Origin of the sequence: Sphingomonas canaveralia, from assembly GCF_047238125.1 — a bacterium.
Taxonomy (GTDB): domain Bacteria; phylum Pseudomonadota; class Alphaproteobacteria; order Sphingomonadales; family Sphingomonadaceae; genus JBDFMH01.
In genome coordinates this window covers 2530768-2547631 of record NZ_JBDFMH010000001.1, presented here as the reverse complement: position 1 = coordinate 2547631, position 16864 = coordinate 2530768, and the positions used below count along the sequence as shown (strand labels likewise).

General features: G+C 68.1%; 24 protein-coding genes. 12 read left to right on the top strand and 12 right to left on the bottom strand.

Annotation, left to right across the window (positions count from 1 at the left end; translation table 11 throughout):
* Positions 1-3 precede the first annotated feature (3 nt).
* Positions 4-270, top strand: coding sequence for a hypothetical protein (locus tag ABC347_RS12755; RefSeq protein ID WP_413246096.1), 267 nt, complete (start codon positions 4-6; stop codon positions 268-270).
* Here the strand turns inward: ABC347_RS12755 and ABC347_RS12750 are convergent.
* From ABC347_RS12750 to ABC347_RS12735, 4 genes are all read right to left on the bottom strand, one after another.
* The gene (locus ABC347_RS12750) at positions 243-758 is read right to left on the bottom strand and encodes a hypothetical protein (RefSeq protein ID WP_413246095.1); all 516 of its coding nucleotides are present in this window, start codon (positions 756-758) and stop codon (positions 243-245) included. The genes ABC347_RS12755 and ABC347_RS12750 overlap by 28 nt on opposite strands.
* 71 nt (positions 759-829) lie before the next feature.
* Positions 830-1891 (bottom strand): toxic anion resistance protein, encoded by a 1062-nt coding sequence (locus ABC347_RS12745; protein WP_413246094.1) that lies wholly within the window; start codon positions 1889-1891, stop codon positions 830-832.
* A 70-nt stretch (positions 1892-1961) separates the two neighbouring features.
* The gene (locus ABC347_RS12740; RefSeq protein WP_413246093.1) at positions 1962-2771 is read right to left on the bottom strand and encodes a cold-shock protein; all 810 of its coding nucleotides are present in this window, start codon (positions 2769-2771) and stop codon (positions 1962-1964) included.
* Positions 2772-2932: 161 nt separating this feature from the next.
* Complete coding sequence (locus tag ABC347_RS12735) at positions 2933-3322, bottom strand: DUF4870 family protein (RefSeq protein ID WP_413246092.1); 390 nt, start codon at positions 3320-3322, stop codon at positions 2933-2935.
* 90 nt (positions 3323-3412) lie between these two features.
* On the opposite strand from ABC347_RS12735, the gene ABC347_RS12730 reads away from it, so the two are divergent.
* From ABC347_RS12730 to rpoN, 7 genes are all read left to right on the top strand, one after another.
* A complete protein-coding gene (locus ABC347_RS12730) occupies positions 3413-4222 on the top strand; it encodes a TerC family protein (RefSeq protein ID WP_413246091.1) in 810 nt (269 codons plus the stop codon).
* Positions 4223-4252: 30 nt separating this feature from the next.
* The gene (locus tag ABC347_RS12725) at positions 4253-4870 is read left to right on the top strand and encodes a ribonuclease D (protein WP_413246090.1); all 618 of its coding nucleotides are present in this window, start codon (positions 4253-4255) and stop codon (positions 4868-4870) included.
* Positions 4871-4890: 20 nt separating this feature from the next.
* Positions 4891-5529 carry an LPS export ABC transporter periplasmic protein LptC gene (lptC, locus tag ABC347_RS12720; RefSeq protein ID WP_413246089.1) on the top strand — a complete coding sequence of 213 codons (639 nt, stop codon included), beginning with the start codon at positions 4891-4893 and terminating at the stop codon, positions 5527-5529.
* A gap of 5 nt (positions 5530-5534) precedes the next feature.
* The gene (locus ABC347_RS12715; protein WP_413247060.1) at positions 5535-6080 is read left to right on the top strand and encodes an LptA/OstA family protein; all 546 of its coding nucleotides are present in this window, start codon (positions 5535-5537) and stop codon (positions 6078-6080) included.
* A 19-nt stretch (positions 6081-6099) separates the two neighbouring features.
* Positions 6100-6531 carry a DUF1801 domain-containing protein gene (locus tag ABC347_RS12710; RefSeq protein ID WP_413246088.1) on the top strand — a complete coding sequence of 144 codons (432 nt, stop codon included), beginning with the start codon at positions 6100-6102 and terminating at the stop codon, positions 6529-6531.
* A gap of 144 nt (positions 6532-6675) precedes the next feature.
* Entirely contained in the window at positions 6676-7455 is a 780-nt protein-coding gene (lptB, locus tag ABC347_RS12705) for an LPS export ABC transporter ATP-binding protein (RefSeq protein WP_413246087.1), read from the top strand.
* Between the two features lie 27 nt (positions 7456-7482).
* Complete coding sequence (rpoN, locus tag ABC347_RS12700) at positions 7483-8982, top strand: RNA polymerase factor sigma-54 (RefSeq protein ID WP_413246086.1); 1500 nt, start codon at positions 7483-7485, stop codon at positions 8980-8982.
* 134 nt (positions 8983-9116) lie between these two features.
* Here the strand turns inward: rpoN and ABC347_RS12695 are convergent, their stop codons facing one another.
* From ABC347_RS12695 to hisB, 7 genes are all read right to left on the bottom strand, one after another.
* Entirely contained in the window at positions 9117-9434 is a 318-nt protein-coding gene (locus ABC347_RS12695) for a phosphoribosyl-ATP diphosphatase (protein ID WP_413246085.1), read from the bottom strand.
* Positions 9435-9472: 38 nt separating this feature from the next.
* Positions 9473-9652, bottom strand: a complete 180-nt coding sequence (locus ABC347_RS12690) for a PEP-CTERM sorting domain-containing protein (RefSeq protein ID WP_413246084.1) — start codon at positions 9650-9652, stop codon at positions 9473-9475.
* A gap of 134 nt (positions 9653-9786) precedes the next feature.
* Positions 9787-10566: an imidazole glycerol phosphate synthase subunit HisF gene (hisF, locus tag ABC347_RS12685; RefSeq protein WP_413246083.1), complete on the bottom strand. Its 780-nt coding sequence runs from the start codon at positions 10564-10566 to the stop codon at positions 9787-9789.
* Between the two features lie 13 nt (positions 10567-10579).
* Positions 10580-11311, bottom strand: coding sequence for a 1-(5-phosphoribosyl)-5-[(5-phosphoribosylamino)methylideneamino]imidazole-4-carboxamide isomerase (hisA, locus tag ABC347_RS12680; protein WP_413246082.1), 732 nt, complete (start codon positions 11309-11311; stop codon positions 10580-10582).
* Positions 11308-11919, bottom strand: a complete 612-nt coding sequence (hisH, locus tag ABC347_RS12675) for an imidazole glycerol phosphate synthase subunit HisH (protein ID WP_413246081.1) — start codon at positions 11917-11919, stop codon at positions 11308-11310. The genes hisA and hisH overlap by 4 nt, the downstream gene beginning before the upstream one ends.
* On the bottom strand, positions 11916-12218 hold the full coding sequence (locus ABC347_RS12670; protein WP_413246080.1) for a YciI family protein: 303 nt from the start codon (positions 12216-12218) through the stop codon (positions 11916-11918). The genes hisH and ABC347_RS12670 overlap by 4 nt, the downstream gene beginning before the upstream one ends.
* Positions 12211-12807, bottom strand: a complete 597-nt coding sequence (hisB, locus tag ABC347_RS12665; protein ID WP_413246079.1) for an imidazoleglycerol-phosphate dehydratase HisB — start codon at positions 12805-12807, stop codon at positions 12211-12213. Before hisB ends, ABC347_RS12670 begins: the two co-directional genes overlap by 8 nt.
* A 76-nt stretch (positions 12808-12883) precedes the next feature.
* On the opposite strand from hisB, the gene ABC347_RS12660 reads away from it, so the two are divergent.
* The 4 genes from ABC347_RS12660 (at position 12884) to ABC347_RS12645 (ending at position 15434) form a co-directional block, all read left to right on the top strand.
* On the top strand, positions 12884-13366 hold the full coding sequence (locus tag ABC347_RS12660) for an SspB family protein (protein ID WP_413246078.1): 483 nt from the start codon (positions 12884-12886) through the stop codon (positions 13364-13366).
* 198 nt (positions 13367-13564) lie between these two features.
* Positions 13565-14953, top strand: coding sequence for a class II fumarate hydratase (fumC, locus tag ABC347_RS12655; RefSeq protein ID WP_413246077.1), 1389 nt, complete (start codon positions 13565-13567; stop codon positions 14951-14953).
* Positions 14954-15015: 62 nt separating this feature from the next.
* Positions 15016-15246, top strand: a complete 231-nt coding sequence (locus ABC347_RS12650; protein ID WP_413246076.1) for a hypothetical protein — start codon at positions 15016-15018, stop codon at positions 15244-15246.
* A complete protein-coding gene (locus ABC347_RS12645) occupies positions 15243-15434 on the top strand; it encodes a hypothetical protein (protein ID WP_413246075.1) in 192 nt (63 codons plus the stop codon). The genes ABC347_RS12650 and ABC347_RS12645 overlap by 4 nt, the downstream gene beginning before the upstream one ends.
* Before the next feature lie 21 nt (positions 15435-15455).
* On the opposite strand, the gene ABC347_RS12640 is transcribed toward ABC347_RS12645, so the two are convergent.
* Positions 15456-16841: an MATE family efflux transporter gene (locus tag ABC347_RS12640; RefSeq protein WP_413246074.1), complete on the bottom strand. Its 1386-nt coding sequence runs from the start codon at positions 16839-16841 to the stop codon at positions 15456-15458.
* Positions 16842-16864 lie beyond the last annotated feature (23 nt).

Sequence of the window (16864 nt, the reverse complement as noted above, 5' to 3'; positions counted from 1 at the left end):
GAGATGATCGGACAGACCCGTACTGCGCACCGTGCAGCCTGGACGGCGGAGGCCGATGCAGAACTCACCCGCCGGCTGCAGGCCGGGGAATTGCTGGGCGATGTCGCCCGCGCGATCGGGCGCACCCAGGAAGCGTGCCGCAGCCGTGCCAACATATTGGGCGTGCCGGTCAGGTCCACCTTGCGCAAGGGCCGGGTCGGCTTTCATGGCGAAGGTGCGCCCATAGCCTGCGCCGCGGGCGCTCAATCAAGCGGCGATCGCGATCCGTAACGGCTGTCGATGAAGCGCATATTGTCCGTAAAGGCATCGATATTGCCCTGCGCGAGCGATTTCGACATCGCCCGCAGCCGTTCCGCCATCACATCGAGCCCGTCGTTCAGCACATAGCTGGCCGACCGGCCGGTGCGGCGGAAGATTTCGGACCGGTGCGCGGCTGGGATGTCGACATAGCTCTGGATCAGGCGCGGCATGTGCACGCTGCGCATCTGATCGAGATCGACACGCGTGCCGGCTGCCAGGCTGTCGTCGCTGATCCGCGATTCGAGATCGGCGATCAGTTCCAGCACTGCGCGCACCTTCGCGCGCGAGGCATCCGGGATGCGCGGATCATCGGGGTCTGGTGCCGATGACGGCGCGGGCGCAGGCGGCGTCGCAGGTGCGCGCTCGGCCGCGGGCGGCGCTGCCGCGGGTGCGGCAGGCGCGGGGCCGGTATCGCCCAGCCAGGCGCGTACGCGATCGAACAGGCTCTTGTCGGTCATCTGCGGCTCCAGCCGCGGCTTATCCCGATCGCCCCCCGCCCGCCAAGCCTTTCACCGAACGGGGTGAGCAATCAGATCCGCTGCGGGCCCGATGCCAGCGCATCGGCCGCCGATCCCAGGCTTGCCAGCGAGCGCACCCGGAAATCCCCCACGATCGCCAGTGCCGCCCGCGCCTCGCCGAGCGAGGCGGTGAGCCGCGCCAGCTCGGCATCGGCCTGGGACGCATCGTCAGTCAGCCGCGCAGCGGTGCGTTCGGCCGCCTGGGCGATGCCGCGGTCCAGCTCGGCGATGCGATCCAGCGCCAGCCGTTGCTGGCCCAGCGCCCGTGCCACGGCGACCGCGGTCGACAACGCCGCCAGTGTCACGGTGCGGATCCGGTCGATCGCCTTGATCAGTTCGAGATTGTTGCGCCGGATCAGGTCGAGTGCCAGCCAGCCCTGGCCGGCCACCGCCGCCATCGTCAGCAGATCGGCGGTGCGCCCGCGCGCGTGCAGCAGCGCACCATCGCGGATCGACGCGGCGCGCTGCGGATCTGCCTGCGCCAGTTCGCGTGCGGCGGCATCCAGCTTGGCATCCAGCGCGCGGGCCTGATCGGTCGCCAGGTCCAGCGCCGCCATTGCTGCCTTCAGCCGCTCGCGATCGCCGTCGATCGCGGCATTGTCGCGGAGCAGCGAATCGCGCGCGGTGATCAGGCCGCGCAACAGCCCGGCGATCTCCGGCTCGGCCGCTTCGAAACGCCTGAAATAGTCTGGCAAGCGCGGGGGGGCGGAAGCCAGGCCGAACAGGCGACGCGGGGCCAGGAGATCGGCGTTCGCAGCCGGATCGAGCGCGGCGACCAGCACGCCCAACCGATCCAGATCGGCGCCCAGCGCGGTTTCGGCCTGGATCGCTTGCGCGGGGCGATCGACCAGCCTTGCCGACAGGGCGGACGCGGCTTCCATTTCCGGCTGGCCGAACCCGGCGATGCCGTCAGAGCGACGGATGAATTCCGGATCGTCGATCGGGCTCGCCAGCAGGCGCCGGACGAAGCGGGCCGCCTTGTCCTCGATCGCGGCGCGCTCGGCCGGGTCGCGCGCCGGGCGGGTGGCGGCGGCTGGTATCGGATCGGGCGGGTCGAGCGAGAAATCGGTCACGATGGCGCCTAAACGCAAAACGGCCCGGACCGCGCGATCGCGGGCCGGGCCGCCATGTCTCGACCGATCCTTACTGGAGCGGGCTGAGGTTCACCGCCGCGTACTTGCCGCGACGATCGACTTCCAGTTCGAAGTTCAGGCGATCGCCCTCGTTCAGGTTCGTCATGCCCGCACGCTCGACAGCGGAGATGTGGACGAACGCGTCCGGCTGGCCATCGTCGCGCTGAATGAAGCCGAAGCCCTTCATCGCATTGAAGAACTTGACGGTGCCCGAAGCCTTCTCACCAGTCAGCTGGCGCTGCGGGCCACCGGCGCCGGCCGGGCCACGCGGGGCGCCCGGACCGCTGGCATCGCGCGGCGGACCACGATCGGTAACCGGCATCGGCTCGCCATCGATCTTCAGGTCGGTCGCGGAGATGCGGCCGCCACGATCGACCAGAGTGAATTCAAGCGGCTGACCCTCGGCCAGCCCGGTCAGGCCGGCCTGCTCGACAGCAGAGATATGGACGAACACGTCTTCACCGCCGTCATCGCGCACGATGAAGCCGAAGCCCTTCTGGCCGTTGAAGAACTTGACGATGCCCTTGCCCTCGCCGATGACCTGCGCGGGCATCCGGCTGCCGCCGCCGCCACCACCGCCGAAGCCACCACCGCCGCCGCCGCGGAAGCCACCGCCACCGCCGCCACCGCCGAAACGATCACCGCCGCCGCCATAACCGCCGCCCCCGCCGCCGAAGCGATCACCGCCGCCGCCATAGCCGCCACCGCCACCGAAGCGATCGCCACCACCACCGCCGCCGCCGTAGAAGCTGTCGTCACCGAAGCCGTCGCGCTTGTCCTTGCCGCCGCGCTGCCCGCGCCGTCCACGATCAAAACCCATGCCTGAAAAATCTTTCCGAACCCGCCCCTGTCATGAAAAACCCGCACGCCGGGCGATGCGCGCACGTCCTTCAGCGCGCAATTAACCGCGCCGGCGATTCGCCTTAAAGTAAAAACCGCTGTTCGGCGAGCGTTTTCGCCGCAACCCGCCTTGCCGTCGGCTCAGGCCAGCAGCGTCCGCGGGTCCGGCATCGGTTCGCGGCGCTGCGCGCGAATCAGCGACATCACGCTGCGGACCGCCGCCCAGATCGCCACCAGCAGCCCCGCCGGCGCCACCAGGAAGATGGCAAGACCGAAAGTGATGACCGACAATATCACGCCGACGACGCTCGCCGCGATCACGATCCAGAAGGTGCGCAACAGGTAAGTATAGTGCGATGCCTCCCACGGCTGGGGCGATTCCTGCCGCCAGACATAGGCCAGCACCACCGCCACCAGCGAAGTCAGCCCCCCGGTCAGGAAACCGCCGAGGTTGAGCAGCGAGATGATCGACGGGCGGTTGAGGTCGAAGCTGCCGGTGCCTGTTGCAGCCGGCTTGTAGGGATTGTTCATGGTCAGCCCCCTTCCCATGCAAGCGGTGACGCCTGCGGAACGACTGCCAGACTGACGCTTTTAGGCGACGTACGCAATCAGGGACGATCCATGGCCGAATTTCTTGCGCTGTTCTCCGATCCGACGGTCTGGGCCGCGCTCATCGCACTCGTCGTGATGGAAGTCGTGCTCGGGATCGACAATCTGATCTTCATCTCGATCATCTCGAACAAGTTGCCGGAAGACCAGCGGGCGAGAGCGCGCCGGCTGGGCATCCTGCTGGCTCTCGGCATGCGGCTGATCCTGCTCTCGATGATCGCCTGGATCGTGGGGCTGACCACGCCCGTGTTCGACCTGGGGATCAGCGGCCCCCCGACCGCGACCGGTCAGCCCAGTTTCGAGACGGTCTTCTCGTGGCGCGATCTGATCCTGATCGCGGGCGGCCTGTTCCTCGTCTGGAAGGCGACCAAGGAAATCCATCATGCCGTCGATACCGCGCCGACCGACGACCTGTTCGAGAAGAAGACGGTGGCGGCGCTCGGGTTCGGGGCTGCGATCGTCCAGATCATCCTGCTCGATCTGGTTTTCTCGATCGATTCGATCCTGACTGCGGTCGGCATGACCGAACATCTGCCGGTGATGGTGATCGCGGTGCTGGTCGCCGTCGGCACGATGCTGCTGGCGGCGGATCCGCTGGCCAGCTTCATTCACCGCAACCCCACCGTGGTGATGCTGGCGCTCGGCTTCCTGTTGATGATCGGCATGGTGCTGATCGCGGAAGGCTTCGGCGCGCATGTGCCCAAGGGCTATATCTATGCAGCGATGGCCTTTTCGGCCGGGGTGGAAGCCCTCAACATCTGGTCGCGGCGGGCGCAGGTGCGCCGTGCCGCAGCGGGCGGATCCGGGTCCGCCGGGCATTGAGCCGCGGGCCGCCCACGCCTATGCGGGGGTATGACAGTTCATTTTCACGAAGAAGACCTGCCGGCCGACGTGCTGGCGCCCGGCCCCGTAGCCATCGACACCGAGACGATGGGCCTCGTGTCCGCGCGCGATCGACTGTGCCTGCTCCAGATTTCTGATGGGCAGGGTGACGAGCATCTGGTTCGCTTCGGCCCGGCCAGCGATTATTCGGCACCCAACCTGCGCCAGGTGCTGGCCGATCCGGCACGGCTGAAGCTCTATCATTTCGCGCGGTTCGATCTGGCCGCGATCCGCCATTATCTGGGGGTGATGGCAGCGCCGGTCTATTGCACCAAGATCGCCTCGCGGCTGGTGCGGACCTACACCGATCGCCACGGGCTGAAGGAACTCGTGCGCGAGATGCTGGGCCAGGACATTTCCAAGCAGCAGCAGTCTTCCGATTGGGGCGCGCCCGAACTGAGCGACGCGCAAAAGGATTACGCGGCGTCGGACGTGCGGTTCCTGCACCAGCTGAAGCTGCGGTTCGACGAGCGACTTGAGCGTGAGGGGCGCGCGGCGCTGGCGCAGTCCTGCTTCGATTTCCTGCCTGCCCGCGCCGAGCTCGATCTGGCCGGCTGGCCGGAGATCGATATCTTCGCCCATGCCTGATCGCCCGGCGGCTGCCCCCCATGTCTGAAGCGGCCCAGCTTGCGCGGTCGCAGCGCCAGCGCTGGGCGATGGCGGGCAGCAGCCATGATCGGCTGATCGGTATCCTGCGCATCGTGCTGCCGGTGGCGGTGGTGCTGCTGTTCCTGTTCCTGCTGACCGCGCCGCTGCTGGGCGGCCGCGATATTTCGTTCGTGCTGGCCAAGGATCGCGTGCAGGTCGCCAAGGAACGGATGCGCGTCGCCGATGCGCTGTATCGGGGCACCGATTCGCGCGGTCAGCCCTTCGCGTTGAAGGCCGGATCGGCCGTGCAGGTAAGCTCGCGCGATCCGGTCGTCCGGCTCAACGATCTCGCTGCCGAAATCGTCCAGCGCGACGGCCCCGCCACGGTTCGGGCCAGATCCGGCCGATACGACATGTCACGGGAACAGGTGGCGGTCGATGGCCAGGTGGTGATGACAGCGGCCGACGGCTACCGGCTCGAGACGCGCGACGTGACGGTCGATCTGAAGACCCGGCGGGCGGTGTCGGGCGGCGCGGTCGACGGGCGCATGCCGCTCGGCACGTTCAGCGCGAACCGGCTGTCGGCGGATCTGGCCGCGCGCACCGTGCGCTTGGATGGCCGTGCCCGCTTGCGTATCGTTCAAGGGGTCGCCAGATGAGCGGAATGACCCGCTCCGCGCCCGCCTTGCTGCCCGTTCTGCTGCTCGCCTGCGCCACGCCGCTCGCCGCACAGACATCGGCGCTGAAGGGACATGACAGCAACGCGCCCGTCGATGTCGAGGCGGATCGGATCGAGGTGCAGGACCGTGCCGACAAGGCGGTGTTCTCGGGCAATGTCCGCGTCAAGCAGGGCACCCTGAACATGAGTGCGTCGCGGCTGAACGTCTCTTACGCCAATGGCGCAGGATCGGGCGTGCAGATCCAGCGGCTCGATGCGTCGGGCGGTGTGGTGGTGCAGAGCCCCAGCGAGACCGCGCGCGGCAATTTCGCGATCTATGATCTCAATCGCCGGCTGATCACGATGCTGGGTGGCGTCACGCTGATCCGCGGAGCCAACGAAGTGCGCGGCGGCCGGCTGCTGATCGATCTGACCACCGGCCGCGCGACGGTGGACGGCAGCGCGGTCGGCGGGGCGGCCGGCACCACGTCGACCGGGCGCGGCGGCCGTGTCACGGGGCGCTTCACCGTCCCGCAACGCACCGGGAACTGACGAGGGGGAGCGGGCAGTCATGGCGAAGATCAAGACGCAGCCTACGCCTACCGATCCCCATGACTTCATCGCTGCCGTAGACGATCCGAAGCGACGTGCCGATGCGGAGGCGATCGTGGCGATGCTCGAACGCGTCACCGGTCATCCACCGGCGATGTGGGGGCCGTCGATCATCGGCTTCGGCAGCTATGACTATCGCTACGACAGCGGCCATTCGGGCACCATGTGCCGGCTCGGATTCTCGCCGCGGAAGGCCAATCAGGTCCTCTACGTGCTGACCGGCGCGGCTGGCGAGGAGGATCGGCTCGCGCGCCTCGGCAAGCACCGGATCGGCAAGTCGTGTCTCTACATCAACCGCCTCGCCGATATCGATCCGGCCGTGTTGGAGCAGATCGCGACGGACGCATGGGACGAGATGAACCGGCGGTACCCGCCCGCCGGGCCGGCCTGATCAGCGGGCTGGCCATTGGCGCGGACGCATGCGAGTGGGACCCGATCCTGGATCGGACATTCCGGGCGCATGCAACAAACCTGCCAGTTGCCGCTGCCTAAACCGTCCGGTAACCATTTGCGGTAGAAACCGAACGGAACCGGCATGAACGACCCTGCGATCCTCGATCTTTCCGCTCCCAGCGCCGACGGCCAGGCCGTTGCGCGCGGGCTGTCGATCGTCTCGATCGCGAAAGCCTATGATCGGCGGCAGGTGCTGTCCGATGTCAGCCTCGATGTCGCGCAGGGCGAAGTCGTCGGGCTGCTCGGCCCGAACGGCGCGGGCAAGACCACCTGCTTCTATTCGGTGATGGGCCTGGTGCGGCCGGATGCCGGGCGGATCCTGCTGGATGGCGAGGACATCACCGGGCTGCCGATGTATCGCCGCGCGATCCTGGGGCTCGGCTATCTGCCGCAGGAAACCTCGATCTTCCGCGGGCTGACGGTATTCCAGAACATCATGGCGGTGCTGGAACTGGCCGAGCCGGACGCCAAGGCGCGTAATCGCCGGGCAGAGGAACTGCTCGGCGAATTCCACCTGACCCATCTGCGCGATTCGAACGCGATGGCGCTGTCCGGTGGCGAGCGGCGGCGGTGCGAGATCGCGCGCGCGCTGGCCGCCGATCCCTCGATCATGCTGCTCGACGAGCCGTTTGCCGGCATCGATCCGATCTCGATCGCCGACATCCGCGATCTGGTAAAGGATCTGAAGCGGCGCGACATCGGCGTGCTGATCACCGACCATAATGTCCGCGAGACGCTCGACATCGTCGATCGCGCCTGCATCATCTATGATGGCAAGGTGCTGTTCCAGGGCAGCCCCGAAGCGCTGGTGGCCAACGAGGATGTCCGCCGCCTGTATCTCGGCGAGGGCTTCTCGCTCTAGCCGGATGGCTGGTCGCGCGATCCGTTCATGAGCCTCGCCCCGCGCCTCGATCTGCGCCAGTCGCAATCGCTGGTGATGACGCCGCAGCTGCAGCAGGCGATCAAGCTGCTGGCGCTCAGCAACCTCGAGGTCGAGACCTTCATCGCTGAAGAGATCGAGAAGAACCCGCTGCTGGAGGCGGGCCGCGAGGACGGCCCGGTCAGCGAGCCCGGCACCGGCGAGGCGCCCGAGAGCGATATGCCGGACGAACCCGCCACCGCCGATCGGCTGATCGAGGCGGGCGATGCCGCGGCCGACGCCCCGCTCGATGTCGATTATGATGCCGAGACCTTCCATCACGACAGCGCTGCCGATTCGGCGCGCGGGCTGGATGGTGGGCTTGGGCTCGACGGCGGCATCGGCGGCAGTGGCGGAGACGAAGGCTTCGATCTCGACAGCCTGTCGGGCGAAACGCTGTCGCTGCAGGATCATCTGCTCGCCCAGGCTGGCATGGTGCTGTCCGGCAGCGATCTGGCGATCGCGCGGCACCTGATCGATCTGATCGACGAGGCCGGTTACCTGACCGCCGGGCTGCTCGACGTCTCGCAACGCCTCGGCGTCGCGCTGGTGCGGGTCGAGGCGGTGCTGGCGGCGATCCAGGGGTTCGAGCCGACCGGCGTCGGCGCGCGCGGGCTGGCCGAGTGCCTGGCGCTGCAGGCGCGCGAGGCCGATCGCTACGATCCCTGCATGGCCCGGCTGATCGACAATCTCGATCTGGTCGCACGCGGCGCGCTGCCGCAGCTGCGCCGGCTGTGTCAGGTAGACGACGAAGATCTGGCGGACATGCTGCGCGAGCTGCGCGGCTATGATCCGAAGCCTGGGCTACGCTTCGGCGGCGCGCGGATCGAAGCGGTCTCGCCCGACATCTTCATCGCGCGCACCCGCACGGGCTGGGCGATCGAGCTGAACAACGCCACGCTGCCGCGGCTGCTCGTCAATCGCGGCTATTATGCGGAACTGTCGCGCGGCCCGCAGGACAAGGCATCGAAGGCGTGGCTGGGCGATTGCCTGCAATCCGCCAACTGGCTGGTGAAGGCGCTGGACCAGCGCGCGCGCACGATCATCAAGGTTTCGACCGAGCTGGTGAAGCAGCAGGAGGCGTTCTTCCTGAAGGGTGTCGAGCATCTGCGTCCGCTGACGCTGAAGACCGTTGCGGATGCGATCGGCATGCACGAATCGACCGTCAGCCGGGTGACGTCGAACAAATATCTGATGTGCGAGCGCGGCCTGTTCGAGCTCAAATATTTCTTCACCTCGGCGATCCAGTCCGCCGATGGCGGCGATGCGGCCTCGGCGGAGGCTGTGAAGAGCCATATCAGCCGGCTGATCGCGGGCGAGGGCGCGACGATCCTGTCGGACGACAAGCTGGTCGATCTGTTAAAGGAACGCGGCTTCGACATCGCTCGCCGCACGGTCGCCAAATATCGCGAGGCGCTTGGGTTCGGATCGTCGGTGCAGCGCCGCCGGCAAAAGGCAATCGGCGGGTAGCGTCGGACGGTACCGACCCATCCACCCCCGTTCGTGTCGAGCGCAGTCGAGCCACGCTGCGCAGCGCCTGTGAGACGTCCCTCGACTTCGCTCGGGACGAACGGACCGCGGTGCTGGCTCAAACCAGCTTCAGATCAGCCGCGCGCCGCCTTTTCCGCGATCCCGGAAAGCCCGTCGCGCCGATCCAATTCGGCCAGTACCTCAGCTAGCGGTACGCCGCGATCGGCCAGCAGCAGCAACAGGTGAAACAGCAGGTCGGCCGCCTCGCCGGTCAGCGCGGCGCGGTCCTCGGCCAGCGCGGCGATCACCGTTTCGACCGCCTCCTCGCCCAGCTTCTGCGCGATCTTGGGAGTGCCGCGTGCGGACAGCCGGGCGACGTAACTCGTGTCCGCATCACCGGCGGCGCGGCGGGCGGCGATCACGGCTTCCAGGCGGGCGAGCGTATCGGACATGGCAGCGGCGGTTGGACGAGCGCCCCTGCCCGGTCAAGTCAGCCTTCGTCGCGCGGGCCGCGCTTGCGGCTGACGTGGCGGCCGATCAGAAGGCCCGCGACCCCGCTTGCGAAAAGCGCGAAATCGGTCGGCTCGGGCACCGGCACCGCCGCCTGGGCGAATGCCGGCGCGGCCATCGCCGCCATCGCCAGCAGCGTGCCCCGCAAAAGGATGGCCATTCGTCACTCCCCACGTCGCAAGGCAGAACGCACCCCGCCTCACGCAGCGTCGCAAGAGTCCGGCCAGCTCCGATCAAGCGGTGCGAGTCTCGCAGCTTGGCTGGTTAATGCGCGATTCCCAAACGTGGTTAATGTCAAGAAAACCGACGCTGCGGGCAGCGCACGGGCAGCCCGGCCGCAGCCAGTGCGGCATGCGCGTCGGCAATGCTATGCTGCCCGAAATGGAAGATCGATGCGGCCAGTACCGCGCTGGCATGGCCATCGATCACGCCCGCGACCAGATGATCGAGCGTGCCGACCCCGCCGCTGGCGATCAGCGGCACGTCGACCGCATCGGCGATCGTGCGGCACAGCGCGAGATCATAGCCGTCACGTGTGCCGTCCCGGTCCATCGACGTCACCAGCAGCTCGCCCGCCCCCAGCGATGCCAGCCGCACCGCATGCGCGACCGCGTCGATCCCGGTCGGGCGGCGGCCGCCATGGGTGAAGATCTCCCACTTGCCCTCGCCCACCTGCCGGGCGTCGACCGCGGCGACCACGCACTGGCTGCCGAACCGGTCCGCCATGTCCGCCACCAGCTCAGGCCGCGCGACCGCGGCGGAATTGACCGCCACCTTGTCGGCCCCCGCCAACAGCAGCGCCCGGGCGTCGTCTGGCGTGCGCACGCCGCCGCCTACGGTGAGCGGCATGAAGCAGACCGCCGCCGTGCGTGCGACGACGTCAAGAATGGTGCCGCGGCCTTCATGGCTGGCAGTGATGTCGAGGAAGCACAGCTCGTCCGCGCCGGCGGCATCGTAGAGCCGCGCCTGTTCGACCGGATCGCCGGCATCGGCCAGATCGACGAAGTTCACGCCCTTCACCACCCGCCCGCCCGCGACATCGAGGCAGGGGATCACGCGAGTGCGGACCGTCATCGCAGGGCCGCCTTCAACCGCGCGCCACGGCCAGCGCCTCGGCCAGATCGAGCGTGCCGTCATAGAGCGCGCGGCCGGTGATGACGCCTTCGATGCCGTCCGATGCGCGGCGGGCGAGCGCGAGAATGTCGCCCAGATCCTTCACCCCGCCGCTGGCGATCACCGGGATACTGGTGCGCCGCGCCAGCGCCAGCGTCGCATCGATGTTGCAGCCTTTCAGGAGCCCATCGCGGCCGACATCGGTGAACAGCAGCGCGGCAACCCCGGCATCGGAGAAGCGCGCGGCCAGATCGGCGACGGAAACGTCGGAGACGTCGGCCCAGCCCTCGGTGGCCACCATGCCATCACGCGCGTCCACGCCGACGACGATCCGGCCGGGCAGGTCGCGCGCGGCCGCCTTTACCAGATCGGGATCCTTCAGCGCGGCGGTGCCGATCACGACGCGATCGACCCCCAGCGCCAGCCAGCGATCGATGCTGTCGCGGGTGCGGATGCCGCCGCCGACCTGCACCTTGCCGGGAAAGGCGCGCACGATCGCCTCGACCGCCGCCGCGTTGACGCCGTGCCCGGCAAAGGCCCCGTCGAGATCGACGACGTGGAGATGATCCGCGCCCTGATCGGCGAAAGCGCGTGCCTGCGCGGCGGGATCGTCGCCATAGATGGTGGCGCGATCCATGTCGCCTTCAGCCAGGCGCACGACCTGGCCGGCCTTCAGATCGATCGCGGGAAAGACGATGAGGCTCATGGCATCCAATCGAGAAAGCGGGCGAGGAAGGCGAGGCCGTAGGCCTGGCTCTTTTCGGGATGGAACTGCACGCCGATCAGCGTGTCGCGGCCGACCGCGGCCGTGATCGGGCCGCCATGATCGGTGCCGGCTAGCCGGTCGGCCGGATCGGCTACGTCGAACGCATAACCGTGCAGGAAATAGGCTTCACCGGGCACGATCAGCGGATGATCGCCCGCAGGCGTGACATCGTTCCAGCCCATGTGCGGCACCTTGGCATCGGCGGACGGCAAGATCGGCCGCACCGTGCCCCCGATCCAGCCAAGCCCGGCGTGCAGGCCGTGTTCCTCGCCGCGATCCGCCATCAGCTGCATGCCGACGCAGATGCCCAGAAACGGACGCGCGCGGCCGATCGCGGCCTCGTTCAGTGCCTCGGCCATGCCGGGGATCGCGGCAAGGCCGGCCATGCACGCGCCAAACGCGCCGACGCCGGGCAGCACGATCCGGTCTGCGGTGCGCACAGCCTCCGGTGTGGCCGTCACCGAAAGCCCGGTCGCACCGGCTGCACGCAGCGCATTTTCCACTGAGCGCAGATTGCCCGCGCCATAATCGATCAGCGCGATCGTCATCCGATCAGATCGGTGAGCGCGGGATGGGCGAAGCTGGCGCCGAACGGGATCACCTCGATCTCGGCGACACCCGAGGTGACGAAGGGATCGGTCTCAGCCAGCGCCTTCACGCGTCCGGCATCGCCACGGACGATCAGCACGCCGCCGGTGCGCGGATGCCGGCGGCCGGCCAGAATCAGCAGGTCCGCCGCCAGCGCTTGCTTCAGCCAGCCGACGTGCGCCTTCATCTGCGCGTCAACCGCCTCCAGCGGCGCGACATAGGTGATCAGCACCACGCACAGCGGCGCGGGATCAGGCACCGCCGAGCGTGCCCTTGGTGGATGGCACCGCATCCGCCTTGCGCGGATCGATCGTCACCGCGGTGCGCAGCGCGCGCGCGAACGCCTTGAAGATGCTCTCGCTGATATGGTGGTTGTTGCGGCCGTACAGCGTCTCGACATGCAGCGTGATGCCTGCCGCCGTCGCCAGCGCGTGGAAGAAATGCTCGATCAGCTCGGTATCGAGCTCGCCGAGCTTCGCCTGCGTGAAGGTGCTGCGCCAGACCAGGAAGGGCCTTCCCGAAATGTCGATCGCGACCCGGCTCAGCGTCTCGTCCATCGGCGCATAGGCGTGACCATAGCGGGTGATGCCACGCCGTTCTCCCAACGCCTTGGCGATCGCCTCGCCGATCGCGATGCCGCTGTCCTCTGTGGTGTGATGCTGGTCGATATGCAGATCGCCGGTCACGTCGAGATCGACGTCGATCAGCGAGTGGCGCGACAGCTGCTCGATCATGTGATCGAGAAAGCCGATGCCGGTGCGCACCGCATAGCGGCCTTCACCATCCAGATCGATCGTGACGCGGACATCGGTCTCGCCGGTCTTGCGGTGGATGGTGGCGCTGCGCATGACCGCGTGCCTATAGCGGCTGGCCCGCCCCACGCAACGCCTTGACCCTCGCCGCCCCGGCGTCCACCAAGGCGCGATGACCGATGGCACTGCAGACAGCCTGATTCCGTATGACGAGATCGTGCAGGAAGCCCTGCGCGCCGTCGTCGGCCGCGTGCTGGGCGAGGTCGAACGCGGCGGCGGGCTGCCCGGCGACCATCATTTCTACATCACCTTCAAGACCGGCGCGCCGGGGGTGGATATTCCCCAGCACCTGACCGAGCGGTTCCCCGACGAGATGACCATCGTCATCCAGAATCGCTACTGGGACCTGAAGGTGAAGCCGGACGGGTTCGAGGTCGGCCTGTCGTTCAACCAGGTGCCGGCGAAGCTTTCGATCCCGTTCGCGGCGGTGACCGGGTTCGTCGATCCGGCAGTGAATTTCGCGCTCCAGTTCCAGGCGCAGGCGGACGACGAGGACGCCCCCGAACATGCCGGGGCCGGCAACGATGCGCCGGTGGCGGTGCCGGTCGAAGACGGATCGAACGTGGTCTCGGTGGATTTCACGCGGAAGAAGTAGCGGAGCAAGCCATGACCGTCGCCCCTGCGCAGGCAGGGGGCCATGGCTCTTTTTCTGGCCGCGCCGTTTTGCAGATCGCAAACCCGTGGCGTGCCGCCAGCCTGACCCGTGTGGCATATCGATCAGCCATGGGCCCCTGCCTTCGCAGGGGTGACGGTGTAAGCTGAACCAAGTCCTGCGCAGCCGCGTTCCGGTGGGATGAGCGACACCCGCACCGAAACCGACAGCTTCGGCCCCATCGAGGTTCCCGCCGGCGCCTATTGGGGCGCGCAGACCCAGCGATCGATCGGGAATTTCCCGTTCGGCCCGGAAGAGCGGATGCCGATCGGCATCGTGCACGCGCTGGCGATCGTGAAGCAGGCGGCGGCGCGGGTGAACCGGCGCCATGGGCTGGCGGCGGACAAGGCCGATGCGATCGAGGCGGCGGCGGCCGAGGTCGCGTCAGGCGCGCTCGATGATCAATTCCCGCTGGTCATCTGGCAGACAGGCAGCGGCACCCAGACCAACATGAACGTCAATGAGGTGATTGCAGGCCGCGCCAACGAGCAGCTGACCGGCACGCGCGGTGGCAAGGTGCCAGTCCACCCCAACGACGACGTCAATATGAGCCAGTCGTCCAACGACAGCTTCCCGACCGCGCTCCATGTTGCAGCGGCGCGCGGCGTCGTCGACCGGCTATTGCCCGCGCTGGCGCGGCTGCACGATGCGCTGGATGCGAAAGCGCGGGGCTGGGCGGGGCTTGTGAAGATCGGTCGCACCCATCTGCAGGATGCGACGCCACTGACGCTGGGCCAGGAATTCTCGGGCTATGCGCACCAGTTGCAGCGCTGCCGCGCGCGGATCGAGCCGGCGGTGATGCATGATCTGGTCGCGCTGGCGCAGGGTGGCACCGCGGTCGGCACGGGGCTGAACGCGCCTGCGAAATTCGATCGCGATGTCGCACTGGAAATCGCGCAGATCACCGGGCTGCCGTTCCGCCCGGCGGAGAACAAGTTCGAGGCGCTGGCCTCCAACGATCCGCTGGTCCATCTGTCGGCCACGCTCGCCGGGCTGGCGACCGCGCTCACCAAGATCGCCAACGACATCCGCCTGCTCGGATCCGGCCCGCGGTCCGGTCTGGGCGAACTGCGCTTGCCCGAGAACGAGCCCGGCAGCTCGATCATGCCCGGCAAGGTGAACCCCACCCAGTGCGAGATGCTGACGATGGTGGCCGCACAGGTGATCGGCAATCACATGGCTGTCACCGCGGGCGGAATGCAGGGCCATCTAGAGCTCAATGTGTTCAAGCCGATGATCGGGGCGGCGGTGCTACGATCGATCGCGCTGCTGAGCGTGGGGATGGAAAGCTTCGCCGAACGCTGCGTCGAAGGCATCGTGGCGGACGAGGGTCGGATCGCCGAACTGGTCGAACGCTCGCTGATGCTGGTCACCGCGCTCGCACCCGAGATCGGGTATGACAATGCCGCGAAGATCGCCAAGCATGCGCATCAGCAGGGGCTGACGCTGCGCGAGGCGGGGCTCCAACTGGGGCTGGTGGATGCCGGCACTTTCGATCGGCTCGTGCGCCCCGGCGACATGGTCGGCTGATTCGAGATCGCGTTCGTGGAACATGCGACCGCGCCGCGCGCTGTGGCGGCGAACATGGGAGCATGATGATGTCCTGGACCACGGCACTCGGCGCGCTGATCGGCGGCGCCATCGACGCATCGGACGGCGACGACGCCAGCTGGGATGGCGCGCTGAAGGGCGCGCTTGTCGGCGGGGCGCTGCGTATCGCGGTGCCGGTCGCGCTGACCTACGCCACCGGCTGGCTGGTCCTGAAGGGGATCGGCGAACTCAAGGACCTGGCGTTGAGTGAGAAGAAGGGAAACAAGGCATGATTGGCAAGATTGTCGGTGCGCTCGTCGGGCGCGAAATCGATCGGCGCGACGGCACCGGCGGCACGAAGGGCGCGATCCTGGGCATGGCGGCGGCGGGCGGCCTGCGCCGGCTTGGGCCGCTCGGCCTGGTGCTGGGCGGCGCCTATGTTGCCAAGAAGGCCTATGATCGCCGGCGCGGCCGGATCTGACCTGTCGCGCGGGGCCGCGGATCAGCGCGGCCCCGCCACCAGCCCCAACCGATCGCGCATCGTCCAGCGCGTGGTCAGCAGCACGGCGACGATCGCCAATCCCGCGGCGAGGCCGATCCAGATACCGAGCCCGCCCCATCCGAACCGGAAGGCGAGCGGCACGCCAACACCGAACCCCACGATCCAATAGCCGAACAGCGCGATGATCATCGGGATGGTGGCATCGTGCAGGCCGCGCAGCATGCCGGCCCCCACTGCCTGTGCGCCGTCGACCAGTTGGAACAGCGCGGCGATGCCAAGGAACGAGACCGCCAGCGCGACCGTGCGCGCATTGGCCGGATCGCCGAGATCGAGGAACAGGCCGACCAGCGGGCGCGGCACCAGGACCAGCGCCAGCGCCGTCGTCGCCATGAACCCCACCCCCAGCCACCAGCTTGTCCAGCCTGCCCGCGCCACCGCACGCGGATCGCCGCGGCCGAGCGCCAGGCCCACCCGGACCGTCACCGCCTGCGACAGTCCCAGCGGCACCATGAACGACAGCGCCGAGATCTGGATCGCCACCGCATGCGCGGCCAGTTCCTCGGTGCCGATCAGCCCCATCAAGAAGGCGGCGGCGTTGAAGATGGTGACTTCGAACAGCAGCGTCAGCGCGATCGGCAGCCCCAGCCGCCAGATTGCCCGGAAGCGCGGCCAATCCGCCCGCCAGACATGGCCGAACAGATGATAGCGGCGGAAACGGCGGTGGCGCACCACCACCAGCGCCAGCCCGCAGAACATCGCCAGATTGGCAAGCGCGCTGCCCACCCCGGCCCCGAACAGGCCGAGGCCGAAGCTAAAGATCAGCATGTAGTTCACGGCCGCGTTGAAGATCACCGCGCCCGCGCCGATCACCAGCGCCCAGATCGGCCGTTCCAACGCGGACACGAACGATCGCAGAACCAGGAACAGGAACAGCGGCAACAGCCCGAACATCATCGGGCGCACCATCGATGCCGCATCCGCCGACAGCGCCGGATCCTGCCCCATCGCCAGCAGCAGCGCCTCTGCCTGCCACAGCAACGCCCAGAGCGGCAGGCAGAGCGCGACTGCCGCCCACATCGCCTGGCGCACGGTGCGCCGCACCTCGCGCACGCTATGCGCCCGCGCGCCGAGCTCGCGGGCGATCATCGGCGCGGCGGCGGTGACGACGCCCGTGCCGAAGAAGACGCAGGCGTTGATCAGGTTCACGCCCAGCGTCGCCGCCGCGAGGCTGCGCGCGCCGAGCCGGCCGAGCAGCACGACATCGGTGGCGTGGATCAGCGCGGATGCGATGTTGGTCAGCACCAGCGGATAGGCCAGCGTCAGCGTGGCCGCGATCTCCGCGCGCCAGCCGCCTGCCGGCGTGGTGATGGCTTCGTGCTGTTTCATGATGGCCGCCGTCTAGGCGAGCG

Excerpts from the sequence above, each read along its gene's own strand:
- ABC347_RS12715 (WP_413247060.1), top strand. The coding sequence starts at position 5,535 with ATGACCCGCTCCGCGCCCGCCTTGCTGCCCGTTCTGCTGCTCGCCTGC.
- ABC347_RS12710 (WP_413246088.1), top strand. The coding sequence starts at position 6,100 with ATGGCGAAGATCAAGACGCAGCCTACGCCTACCGATCCCCATGACTTC.
- rpoN (WP_413246086.1), top strand. The coding sequence starts at position 7,483 with ATGAGCCTCGCCCCGCGCCTCGATCTGCGCCAGTCGCAATCGCTGGTG.
- lptC (WP_413246089.1), top strand. The coding sequence starts at position 4,891 with ATGTCTGAAGCGGCCCAGCTTGCGCGGTCGCAGCGCCAGCGCTGGGCG.
- ABC347_RS12660 (WP_413246078.1), top strand. The coding sequence starts at position 12,884 with ATGACCGATGGCACTGCAGACAGCCTGATTCCGTATGACGAGATCGTG.
- fumC (WP_413246077.1), top strand. The coding sequence starts at position 13,565 with ATGAGCGACACCCGCACCGAAACCGACAGCTTCGGCCCCATCGAGGTT.
- hisF (WP_413246083.1), bottom strand. The coding sequence starts at position 10,566 with ATGACGGTCCGCACTCGCGTGATCCCCTGCCTCGATGTCGCGGGCGGG.
- ABC347_RS12645 (WP_413246075.1), top strand. The coding sequence starts at position 15,243 with ATGATTGGCAAGATTGTCGGTGCGCTCGTCGGGCGCGAAATCGATCGG.
- ABC347_RS12650 (WP_413246076.1), top strand. The coding sequence starts at position 15,016 with ATGATGATGTCCTGGACCACGGCACTCGGCGCGCTGATCGGCGGCGCC.
- lptB (WP_413246087.1), top strand. The coding sequence starts at position 6,676 with ATGAACGACCCTGCGATCCTCGATCTTTCCGCTCCCAGCGCCGACGGC.
- ABC347_RS12750 (WP_413246095.1), bottom strand. The coding sequence starts at position 758 with ATGACCGACAAGAGCCTGTTCGATCGCGTACGCGCCTGGCTGGGCGAT.
- hisB (WP_413246079.1), bottom strand. The coding sequence starts at position 12,807 with ATGCGCAGCGCCACCATCCACCGCAAGACCGGCGAGACCGATGTCCGC.
- ABC347_RS12690 (WP_413246084.1), bottom strand. The coding sequence starts at position 9,652 with ATGGCCATCCTTTTGCGGGGCACGCTGCTGGCGATGGCGGCGATGGCC.
- hisH (WP_413246081.1), bottom strand. The coding sequence starts at position 11,919 with ATGACGATCGCGCTGATCGATTATGGCGCGGGCAATCTGCGCTCAGTG.
- ABC347_RS12640 (WP_413246074.1), bottom strand. The coding sequence starts at position 16,841 with ATGAAACAGCACGAAGCCATCACCACGCCGGCAGGCGGCTGGCGCGCG.
- ABC347_RS12725 (WP_413246090.1), top strand. The coding sequence starts at position 4,253 with ATGACAGTTCATTTTCACGAAGAAGACCTGCCGGCCGACGTGCTGGCG.
- ABC347_RS12695 (WP_413246085.1), bottom strand. The coding sequence starts at position 9,434 with ATGTCCGATACGCTCGCCCGCCTGGAAGCCGTGATCGCCGCCCGCCGC.
- hisA (WP_413246082.1), bottom strand. The coding sequence starts at position 11,311 with ATGAGCCTCATCGTCTTTCCCGCGATCGATCTGAAGGCCGGCCAGGTC.
- ABC347_RS12730 (WP_413246091.1), top strand. The coding sequence starts at position 3,413 with ATGGCCGAATTTCTTGCGCTGTTCTCCGATCCGACGGTCTGGGCCGCG.
- ABC347_RS12755 (WP_413246096.1), top strand. The coding sequence starts at position 4 with ATGATCGGACAGACCCGTACTGCGCACCGTGCAGCCTGGACGGCGGAG.
- ABC347_RS12740 (WP_413246093.1), bottom strand. The coding sequence starts at position 2,771 with ATGGGTTTTGATCGTGGACGGCGCGGGCAGCGCGGCGGCAAGGACAAG.
- ABC347_RS12735 (WP_413246092.1), bottom strand. The coding sequence starts at position 3,322 with ATGAACAATCCCTACAAGCCGGCTGCAACAGGCACCGGCAGCTTCGAC.